General features: G+C 55.1%; 9 protein-coding genes and 2 tRNA genes. 5 read left to right on the forward strand and 6 right to left on the reverse strand.

Annotated elements, in window-relative coordinates:
• The coding region (locus JWR17_RS19480) for an alpha/beta hydrolase (RefSeq protein WP_299833893.1) at positions 1-882 on the reverse strand (882 nt) is incomplete at its 3' end.
• A gap of 252 nt (positions 883-1134) precedes the next feature.
• Between JWR17_RS19480 and JWR17_RS19485 the strand changes: the two genes are divergently transcribed.
• On the forward strand, positions 1135-2082 hold the full coding sequence (locus tag JWR17_RS19485; protein WP_299833894.1) for a GlxA family transcriptional regulator: 948 nt from the start codon (positions 1135-1137) through the stop codon (positions 2080-2082).
• A gap of 148 nt (positions 2083-2230) precedes the next feature.
• Here the strand turns inward: JWR17_RS19485 and JWR17_RS19490 are convergent.
• Positions 2231-2307: transfer RNA gene (locus JWR17_RS19490), tRNA-Arg, on the reverse strand.
• Between the two features lie 324 nt (positions 2308-2631).
• On the opposite strand from JWR17_RS19490, the gene JWR17_RS19495 reads away from it, so the two are divergent.
• From JWR17_RS19495 to JWR17_RS19505, 3 genes are all read left to right on the forward strand, one after another.
• Entirely contained in the window at positions 2632-2877 is a 246-nt protein-coding gene (locus JWR17_RS19495) for a hypothetical protein (protein ID WP_299833896.1), read from the forward strand.
• A 55-nt stretch (positions 2878-2932) separates the two neighbouring features.
• Positions 2933-3118, forward strand: coding sequence for a PA3371 family protein (locus tag JWR17_RS19500; protein ID WP_299833899.1), 186 nt, complete (start codon positions 2933-2935; stop codon positions 3116-3118).
• 373 nt (positions 3119-3491) lie between these two features.
• Complete coding sequence (locus JWR17_RS19505; protein ID WP_297842157.1) at positions 3492-3821, forward strand: Arc family DNA-binding protein; 330 nt, start codon at positions 3492-3494, stop codon at positions 3819-3821.
• A gap of 117 nt (positions 3822-3938) precedes the next feature.
• Here the strand turns inward: JWR17_RS19505 and JWR17_RS19510 are convergent, their stop codons facing one another.
• The 3 genes from JWR17_RS19510 to mgtE form a co-directional block, all read right to left on the reverse strand.
• A complete protein-coding gene (locus tag JWR17_RS19510) occupies positions 3939-5261 on the reverse strand; it encodes a nitrate/sulfonate/bicarbonate ABC transporter ATP-binding protein (RefSeq protein WP_299833901.1) in 1323 nt (440 codons plus the stop codon).
• 14 nt (positions 5262-5275) lie between these two features.
• A complete protein-coding gene (locus JWR17_RS19515) occupies positions 5276-7018 on the reverse strand; it encodes an ABC transporter permease subunit (protein ID WP_299833903.1) in 1743 nt (580 codons plus the stop codon).
• A gap of 459 nt (positions 7019-7477) precedes the next feature.
• On the reverse strand, positions 7478-8920 hold the full coding sequence (gene mgtE, locus JWR17_RS19520) for a magnesium transporter (RefSeq protein WP_299833906.1): 1443 nt from the start codon (positions 8918-8920) through the stop codon (positions 7478-7480).
• A 323-nt stretch (positions 8921-9243) separates the two neighbouring features.
• Between mgtE and JWR17_RS19525 the strand changes: the two genes are divergently transcribed.
• Positions 9244-9750, forward strand: a complete 507-nt coding sequence (locus JWR17_RS19525; protein WP_299833908.1) for a cell envelope protein SmpA — start codon at positions 9244-9246, stop codon at positions 9748-9750.
• Between the two features lie 40 nt (positions 9751-9790).
• On the opposite strand, the gene JWR17_RS19530 is transcribed toward JWR17_RS19525, so the two are convergent.
• A tRNA-Arg gene (locus JWR17_RS19530) sits at positions 9791-9867 on the reverse strand.
• Positions 9868-10008: the final 141 nt, after the last annotated feature.

Here is a 10008-nt window from a genome sequence, read left to right on the forward strand (position 1 = left end):
TTCTTTCAAGCCATCCGCCTTGCCCCAGATGAAAAAGGACGGTTGGGTCACCTTCGCCCCCTTCCACGGAGCGGACAAATGGAAATACGCTTCGGCAGCTCGGTAGTAATTCAGACCACCATGAAAGCCAGTGCGCTGGACTTGCGCAATGTTGTGAGCGACGTAATCGGGGTCCGCCCAGGCGGGCAACGGTCCAGGGGCCGCTCGGTAAAGGCTTCGCGCCGGATCCATCGGGCTCCACCGCTTGTCGGCCGGAGCAGACCCCGATGCCCAATACAGAATCCCCGGGAGAGTGACCGCGGCTTCGGCCCAGATCTGATCGGCGTCTGGGCGGATCTGTTCGAACATGTAGAAGGCATCCTGATGGCCGGACTGGCGCATTCTTTCGAAGACACTCACTTCACCTCGCGGAACGTAGGGAACGCTCAGGCAGAACACAGCCTTGAATCGATCGGGACGCATCAGCGCCGCTTGCCACGCATGGGTTGCTCCCCAGTCATGGCCCACAAGGACAGCAGTGGGGATTGCTAGAGCATCAAGCAGTCCAACCAGATCGCCGACCGTCTGCAGCGGCGTATACACGCTTGGGTCCAACGGAGCCGAGCTGCGTCCATACCCGCGCATATCAGGAGCAATTGCTCGATATCCGGCTAACGATACGGCTTGCATTTGCCGTCGCCACGTATAGGACGTATCCGGAAAACCATGACAAAAAAGCACCGCCGGCCCCTCTCCTTGCTCGGTTACGTGCAGGGTGATGCCGTTGGTGCTGACGTCGTATTCCTTGAGACTATGACCAACAGCGCTTCGAGGTTTTTGCCCCTGCGCCGGATGATCCGCGGGTGGCAAAGTACGCGCAGGCGCAGTGATATTGCTGTCCATAGGATTGCCTCGAAGTGGTGTGCATTAACTCGGGAACCCGCTCATGATAGAAGCTGGAAACCTGGTCGGAAGGCCATATATCCGACAATTCTGGCCAAACTTGCGCAGTGACGCAGACCGCGTCAGCATCGACAGCTAGAATCGCCGCGCTTCAGACGTGACCGCGAAAGCAATGCCTGAACAACTGCCCGCCGCACATACGGCGCCTGCCTATCAGGCGCAAACCGTCTATACAACTTTCCAGGGTTTGCCATGTTGCGTATCGGCTACATCGTCGTTCCAAATTTCCAGGTCATGATTTTCGCTGGCCTGACGGTGTTCGAAATGGCGAACCGGATGACCAAAGACCCTCACTACGACATACGCTTGATATCCGAAAGCGGTGGGCCAGTGCGAAGTTCACTTGGATATTCAGTAATGACTGAGCCCTTTGATGACGGCGGTTTCGACACGGTGATCATCGGCGGTGTCATCGATAGCGTTTATACGGCGACCCCGGCACTCAACGAGTATTTAAGCAGCGCGGTGAATAACACTCGACGCGTTGCCTCAATGTGCACGGGAGCCTTCTTTTTGGCTCAGGCCGGTATTCTTGATGATCGACGCGCAACGACCCACTGGGCCCACGCGCAGAAATTGCAATCGACCTACCCGAGAATCAAGGTCGAAGAAGATCGTATATTTATCGTGGACGGTCCGGTATGGACATCCGCGGGCATGACCGCGGGCACCGACCTCGCCATTTCGATGGTAGAAGCGGACCTTGGTATAAAGGTGGCACGGACTATCGCCAAGCGAATGGTCATGTCCCATCGACGTGCGGGAGGACAGTTACAGCATTCGACATTACTGGACCTCGATGCCAAAACCGATCGAATCCAAACCGCATTGGTATTTGCGAAAAGCAATTTGCACATCCCGCTGACGGTGCATAGGCTTGCTGAAGTGGCTAATTTAAGCGTGCGACAGTTCACCCGCGCATTTCGTGAGGAAACAGGGCAATCGCCTGCGAAAGCCGTCGAGAATTTGCGACTAGAAGCAGCGCTTCTCATGCTCGAGCAGGGACGGTTGTCAATTGACGTCGTTGCACGAGAAGCCGGTTTTGCTGATCCCGACAGAATGCGCCGAGCGTTTTTGCGAGTCTTCGGTCATCCCCCTCAAACCATTCGCCGCAATGCCCGTGGACATGCAAACGATTGACGGACCCACTGTTCGCCATTTGGCGGTCACATACCCTCCGCGCATTGGACGCAGCAGCATCAACGGCCGTTATTGGACCAGAGTGAGGCCAGGATGGGAGAAAGGTCGAGGAGGTCAGCGCAGGTTTGCGCTAACTGCTTGAGTTGTATGGTGTCCCAGGGCAGGTTCGAACTGCCAGCCTTCCCCTTAGGAGGGGGATGCTCTATCCAATTGAGCTACTGAGACACATGAGCCAGCACACAGAGAGGTGCCAGCGAGGACGGCGAGCATGTTAACGGCAAGGCCCGGTTTTGTCATGTCATCCGTGGCTTTTTAACCTGTAGTCCCGTACCTGCGAATGATCCTTCCGTCCCGTCCGTCAAAACCCGTCGTGCATTTTGCACTACCCCAATAGGCCATCATTGCAAACTGCACTACCCCTCCCTTTGCCACTCCAATCAACTCATTGATTTTTAAGGAATTATTTTTAAATCAAAGCTTGGCACACGCCGTGCACTCTATTACTCATACAGAATATTCCTACAAAAGTTCCACACGAAGGTGCTCGACATGAACAACATTGTTCTTTCATTCCTGAATGCAGCTGCACTGATCGCTTTGGTGACCTTTCAATTTCAGGGTAGCGGTAATGAAACCGAACAGGTTCATGCTTTAGCTAAGCCTTCACGCATGATGCACGAAGCTGCACACGTGGCGGTCTTGCATCAGCAGCGTGGAATTCAGGCTATGCTTGCCGCTGACAGCAATGAAGTCGCGCCGACGTCGATTGATCGCTCCGAACGTTGGGTGTTTTGAACTGAGTAGTAGAGGGCTCTGTTAATCCGCACGCTCACGCTTCTGGAGAATTGCCATGTCAAAATCTGCGTTGTCGTTCCTCATCCTGGCGGTAATGGCCATTGCACTCGACATCTCCCTTCCGTTTGACGAAAACGTCGCCAGTCTCGTATTGAAAATCGCTACCGGAACCTTTCTTGTGCTGTTTGTTGTCGCATTGGTGGTCGGTCGAAAAATCAAATTCGATCCACTGCTTCGCTGAGCTAAACGCCGCGCCCTGCCCGTTCAGTCAATTTGGCTGCAACCCCTAGCAAAACCCGCAAACACTTCTAAGCTAAGACCACGGCTACGTAGCGTCGGTCTCAGGGGTATTGGCCTGAAATTGCTGTTTAGGTCAATGAGGACAGGAATACTTTGCAAATCAGTGCACAATTTGGATAATTGGTGCTGGCAAATAGCCTTTAGGCCGTGCACTATTTGTCACAGATTTGACGCCAAGGAACCGGCGAAATGAGGCATGATGCTGGCCTCTGAACGATTCAGGTTGAACATTTGTACGAAAAGACTGTCACAGCATGACATCTAGCGGCCAAGTGCTGGAACCGCTCTCCCCCCTGAACTAACCGGTTAAAAATATGAGCCCTATGAAACAGGCTATTTATTCCAGCCGAACGGCTGATAAATTTGTTGTTCGACTACCTGACGGCATGCGCGATCGTGTCTACCAGGTAGCAAAAAATCATCACCGGAGCATGAATTCCGAAATCATTGCTCGTCTTGAACAGAGCTTGATTCAAGAAGGTGCCTTGGGTGACGAACCTAGCCTGCGTCTTGACAGCCCTGAGTTGTCTCTGCATGAGCGTGAATTACTGCAACGTTTTCGCCAACTTTCCCATCGTCAGCAAAATGCGCTCGTTTCATTGATCGCTCATGACACCGAACTCGCTGCAGACGACGAGTCGTGACAGCCAGCTCGACTATTCAGGCCAGCTTGCTGGCTTTTTTCTGTATTTTCTTTGCCTGATTCACGCTGAAATCGCGCCCCCGTGGCTGGACCGCGATTTCATCGCATTTAACCTGCGCTACACACTGCCTTCCATATCTTCCAGGCTGAATATTTCAGTGTGGTCGTTGTAGGAAAATATCTCTGCGTATCGCCCCCAGCTGATTACGCTGTCCAGCGTTTCCTTCGCGATGGACTCGTTTAACGAGTCCTCCAGCTCTTGCTCAAAACGCACCCGTGGCGCCCAATGCCCGTTCCGCTCCTGCAATACCTGGCGGATGCGCGCGGCCAGCGGCACGTGCTTGACCAAGTGTTCGGCAAACATCTTTTTGCGCTCTTGGGTTCCATAGTCGGCAAATAGTTTGCCGGCTTCGGTGAGCGCAATCTCTGCGCCCTTGAGCTCGGCGAAACTCAAGTACTCAAGCATCTCCGCTACCGGGAACAAATCATCCACTTCCAACAACAACCGCGCCGAGACGTCGGGTAACCCTGCGTGACCGTGGTAAGGCTCGGCTGCCAGCGCCTCGATCAGGCCGGCTATCAGGTTAGTAGAGACTTCTGGCAGCGGGCTGCCCATTTGCAGCTCGGCTTTTCCGGTGGTTGCATCCGCGCTGCGGCGGTCGGTCATCAGGGCGTAAATGTCGTCGACCATGCGCCGAAATATCGGATCCAGGCGGTTACGGGGTTGTCCAAACGGCACTTTGATTTCCGCCACGACCCGGCCTGGGTTCGACGACAACACCAAAATGCGGTCGCACATCAGCACCGCTTCTTCGATGTTGTGGGTCACGATCAAGATGGATTTGATTGGCAGCTGCTTACCGCTCCACAGATCCAATAGATCGGAGCGCAGGGTCTCAGCGGTCAACACGTCCAGGGCCGAAAATGGCTCATCCATCAGCAACAAGGTTGGATTAACCACCAGGCCCCGGGCAAAACCCACCCGTTGCCGCATACCGCCAGACAACTCCCGGGGGTAGGCGTTTTCAAAACCGTCGAGACCGATCAAGTCGATGGCGGCGAGAGCGCGCTTACGCGATTCTTTGGGCTCTACTTGCAGCGCTTGCAGACCGGCTTCTACGTTTTCCAGTACGGTCAGCCATGGGAACAGGGCAAACGTCTGAAAGACCATGGCAACGCCTTCGGCTGGGCCGTTCAGCAAGGTGCCGTTGTAGCGAACTTCGCCCCCTGACGGTTCGATCAGCCCGGCTATGACCCGCAGTAACGTTGATTTGCCGGAACCGGAACGGCCGAGCATGCCGACAATCTCGCCTTCGCGCAGGGTCAGATCGACGTTACTGAGCACCTGCAGTTCGTCTTTGCCTTTGCCAAAACTGCGGCTGACTTGACGCAGAGAATAGATTTCGCGTGGGGCGCCGGCATGTGCAGTGAATGTATTCATAGGATCGACTCCAGTTAATTCAGACGGAGTTTGTTTTCAGCGATGGCATACATCGGGCGCCACACCAAGCGATTGAAGGCCACGACAAACAGCGACATTACCACCACACCCAGGGTAATTTTCGGAAAGTCGCCGGCGGCGGTGGTTTGAGCGATGTAAGCACCCAGACCGTGCGCCACCACTTTGTCCTGGCCCCACGAAACATATTCAGAAACGATACTGGCATTCCATGCGCCACCGGAAGCCGTGATCGCCCCGGTCACGTAGTAGGGAAAAATGCCTGGCAGCATGACCTTGCGCCACCACAGCCAGCCGCGAATACGAAAGTTGGCAGCCGCCTCCCGGAAGTCGTTTGGAAAGGCACTGGCACCCGCGATGACGTTGAACAGGATGTACCACTGAGTGCCCAACACGATTAGCGGGCTCAGCCAGATGTCCGGGTCCAGGTGGTAGTGCAAAATGACAATGACAAACACCGGAAACAGCAGGTTCGCCGGAAAAGCCGCCAGGAACTGCGCCAGCGGCTGGATCTTTTCAGCGAGCCTTGGTCGCAAGCCAATCAGCACACCCAACGGCACCCAGACCACTGACGCAATCACAATCAGTAACACCACCCGCAGCAGGGTAATCATCGCCAGACCTAGCACATGCCAGACCTCACTGAGGGTGACCTCGGTGCCGACGTAAATCCCTATCCGGTACAACGCATACAGCGTCAGCGCCGCGATGACGCTGCCCCAGATGAAATCGATCAGCCGCGACGTGGCGGCGCTGTGCTTGAGGGCCGCTGACCTGGAGCGCGGCAGACTCAAGCGCATATGGCCGATACGGCTGATGCCCCGCGCAAACGGACGCAACAGACGCTGAATGACCCGGGTTCGCTGAATCAGATTGAGCACCCAGGATTCAGGCGAGCCGCCTTGAGACGCAGTGTCTTCCATGCGGAATTTGTCCGCCCAGGCCACCAGCGGCCGAAACAAAAACTGATCGTAGATCAGAATCACCGCCACCATGGCCACAATCACATAGCCCACGGCGTGCATGTCTTGTTGGGCAATGGCGGTCGCTAGATAAGAACCTACGCCTGGCAAGGTGATGGTTTTATCGCCGACGGTTATAGCCTCCGAAGCGACCACAAAGAACCAACCGCCGGACATGCTCATCATCATGTTCCAGACCAGTCCCGGCATAGCGAACGGCACGTCCAGCTTCCAGAATTTCTGCCATCCCGACAGTTGAATGTTCTGCGCCACCTCCTCCAAATCACGGGGCAACATTCGCAGCGACTGATAGAAGCTGAAGGTCATGTTCCACGCTTGGCTGGTGAAGATCGCGAAAATGGCAGCGCACTCCGCACCCAGGACGCGGCCCGGAAACAACAGCAAGAAAAACGTCACGGTGAATGAGATATAGCCGAGTACGGGCACCGATTGCAGGATGTCCAGAACCGGCACCAACAACTTCTCAGCGCGTCGGCTTTTGGCGGCCAATGTTCCGTAGATCAGGGTAAAGATTAACGACGCGACCATGGCTGCAAGCATGCGCAACGTGGTGCGTATCGCGTATTCCGGCAGGTTGGACGGATCGAGGGAAATGACCTCGCTCTGCAAGGTAGAAATAGGCGCCCATGTCTCACGCGCGCCTATGGAGAAAAACAGCAAAAAGCCAATAACCAACGGCATGGCTAACAAATCCCAGCGATTGGGCAGCAGCCGTCGCGCCGTTGCGGGGATGTAATGACGGAATACTTTATTCATGGCGGTGCTTCCAGTTGCGTTCCGGGCGTGATCAACGACCACTGGCCAACGTCCTCCAGTGCACAAGCGCACTTCACTGCAACAACGCAGTAACGCACGGCACACTTTATGAGGCGGGTAACACGACGAAGGTTGGCCACGCAAACGAATGCTAGCTGGTAACTACAGAAGGGAAGACCAATTTTATCAAGCGCTAGACGCCGCCGAATAACACCGCACCCACTGCATCCCGTTTCGCATCCAGCTGAGTGACCCACCGAGAATGGTCAGGGTCCATTGGGGTCCTCCTTTGCTGACGGGTTGAAGTCGATGCCAAGTTCAAAGACTTTTGCGGCTGTAGAATACATATCGAGATGTTACAAACATGTATTCGCCTGGAGTATCGCTCACACTAACTGTCTGAAACCTGTCAGACCGCTCTATCTCCTGCCTGCCGGAGATAAAACAGCCGACATAGCGTTAGAGCAAAAAGATCGTCGCCAATCCCAGAAAAATGAAGAAGCCGCCGCTGTCGGTCATGGCAGTAATCATCACGCTGGCGCCCATTGCGGGGTCCCGACCAAGACGCGCTAATGTCATAGGAATCAACACACCCATCAATGCCGCAAGCAACAGATTGAGGGTCATTGCGGCAGTCATGACGACCCCCAGCGACCAACTGCCGTAAAGCATGTAGGCCACGACACCAATCACCCCGCCCCAGACCACGCCGTTGATCAACGCAACGATCAACTCTTTGCGCATCAGGCGCGAGGTGTTGCCGGTGCTGACCTGATCCAGTGCCATGGCGCGCACGATCATGGTGATGGTCTGGTTGCCGGAGTTTCCACCAATGCCCGCAACGATTGGCATCAACGCGGCCAAGGCCACCAGCTTTTCAATGGAGCCCTCGAACAGGCCGATGACCCGCGAGGCGATGAAGGCGGTGATCAGATTGACTGCCAGCCAGGCCCAACGGTTGCGCAGGGACTTCCAGACCGAAGCGAAGATATCTTCCTCTTCACGCAAGCCCGCCATGTTGAGGACTTCGCTTTCGCTTTCTTCACGAATCAGGTCGACCATTTCATCGATGGTCAAACGGCCGATCAGCTTGCCGTTCTTGTCAACGACAGGCGCAGAAATAAGGTCATAACGTTCGAAGGCCTGAGCCGCGTCGTATGCGTCTTCGTCCGGGTGAAAACTGACAGTGTCATTGGCCATGACCGCCGCGACTTTTTTATCAGGGTCATTGACCAGCAATCGCTTGAGCGGCAGTACGCCTTTGAGCACACCGTCGTGATCGACCACGAACAACTTATCGGTATGGCCTGGCAGCTCTTTGAGCCGACGCAAATAGCGCAATACCACTTCCAGGCTGACGTCCTCACGGATCGTCACCATTTCGAAGTCCATCAGTGCGCCGACTTGATCGTCTTTGTACGACAACGCCGACCGCACGCGCTCACGTTGCTGGCCGTCGAGGGCTTCCATCAGTTCGTGTACGACGTCACGCGGCAGTTCAGGCGCAAGGTCCGCGAGTTCGTCGGCGTCCATCTCTCTGGCCGCAGCCAGGAGCTCGTGATCGGCCATGTCGGCGATCAACGTCTCACGAACGGAATCGGACACTTCCAGAAGAATGTCGCCGTCACGCTCGGCCTTGACCAATTGCCAGACCGTCAGACGGTCCTGCAAGGGCAGCGCATCAAGAATGTAAGCAACGTCGGCAGAGTGAAGGTCATCAAGCTTGCGTTGCAGCTCGACGACGTTTTGCCGGTGAACAAGGTTTTCTACACGGTCGTGGTGCTGGCCTTCCTGACGATGAGTCAGGTCCTCGACCACTCGCTGACGCTGCAACAGCTCAATGACTTGAGCCAGGCGGTCCTGCAAGCTGTCTTGCGATTTTTTTACTTCTATTTCGGTCATAGGCGAACTCCACTCCCAGCAGCGGAGCACGCCGGGGAGATCAATCAGTCAATTCATGATTGGTAAAACGTGTTGCCGAGTAACTACTGGGTAAGTCCATGAAGGTGTTCCATAAGCCCCGACGGGGCTGACCGGCGCATGATACACCGCGTGCATCTATCGCGCCCCTACAAAATCGCGGCAAGAACAAGCGCTTGCGAGAGGTTTTTAAATCAATGGTTCTATATCGACAGTGCTGTGACGTCACATCCAGACAAGAAAACACGCGTGTTACACATTAGCCAACGGCTAAGCTCCAGGGCGAGCGTCATGGAGGACCTCAGATGCCTGCCACTGCCCAAACCATTTTATTCTTCACCCTGCTGTGCATTTGCGCCTCAGCACTCTCTACGACCGTGCAGCGCTGCGAGGATTCCGCAGGACGGCTGACTTTCACCTACCAAGGCTGCCCAAGCGGTAGCAGCATGCACTTTCAAAAGGCTTACAACGCCGCACCGGGCAGCCGCGTTCAGTTGCTCCCCGAAGCAGAACCCCACCGAGACAAACGCACAACGTCTTCCGACAATCGTTGGGCAGTAAAGGAATTGGTAGTGGTGGGACAAGCGGATGATGGCTGCGGCAATGTGCTGAGCAGTGAGGAACGTCGCCGAGCGATCATCAATCAACGGACCGTGAGTGGCATGAGCCAGCGCGATGTGGAAAGTGCGCTGGGCAAGCCGGATAAAATAGCCAGCCGCAACGGAGAAACCCGCTACACCTATGACGAAAAGAATGGCCGCAGCCATCAGGTCGTGTTCAATGAGGACGGTTGCGTAAAAGCCAAACGCTAGACAGCAAAAAGCCCGCATCAGATGCAGGCTTTTTGGTGTTTGGTGCACTCGACAGGATTCGAACCTGTGACCGCTCGGTTCGTAGCCGAGTACTCTATCCAGCTGAGCTACGAGTGCATTTTGTGTTTGATAAACCAGACCACCGCTGGTTGAAACAAGTTACTTACATTGCTGCAAACAACCTTTGAAATGGTGCACTCGACAGGATTCGAACCTGTGACCGCTCGGTTCGTAGCCGAGTACTCTATCCAGCTGAGC

Origin of the sequence: Pseudomonas sp. (genome assembly GCF_028293835.1) — a bacterium.
Taxonomy (GTDB): Bacteria; Pseudomonadota; Gammaproteobacteria; order Pseudomonadales; family Pseudomonadaceae; genus Aquipseudomonas.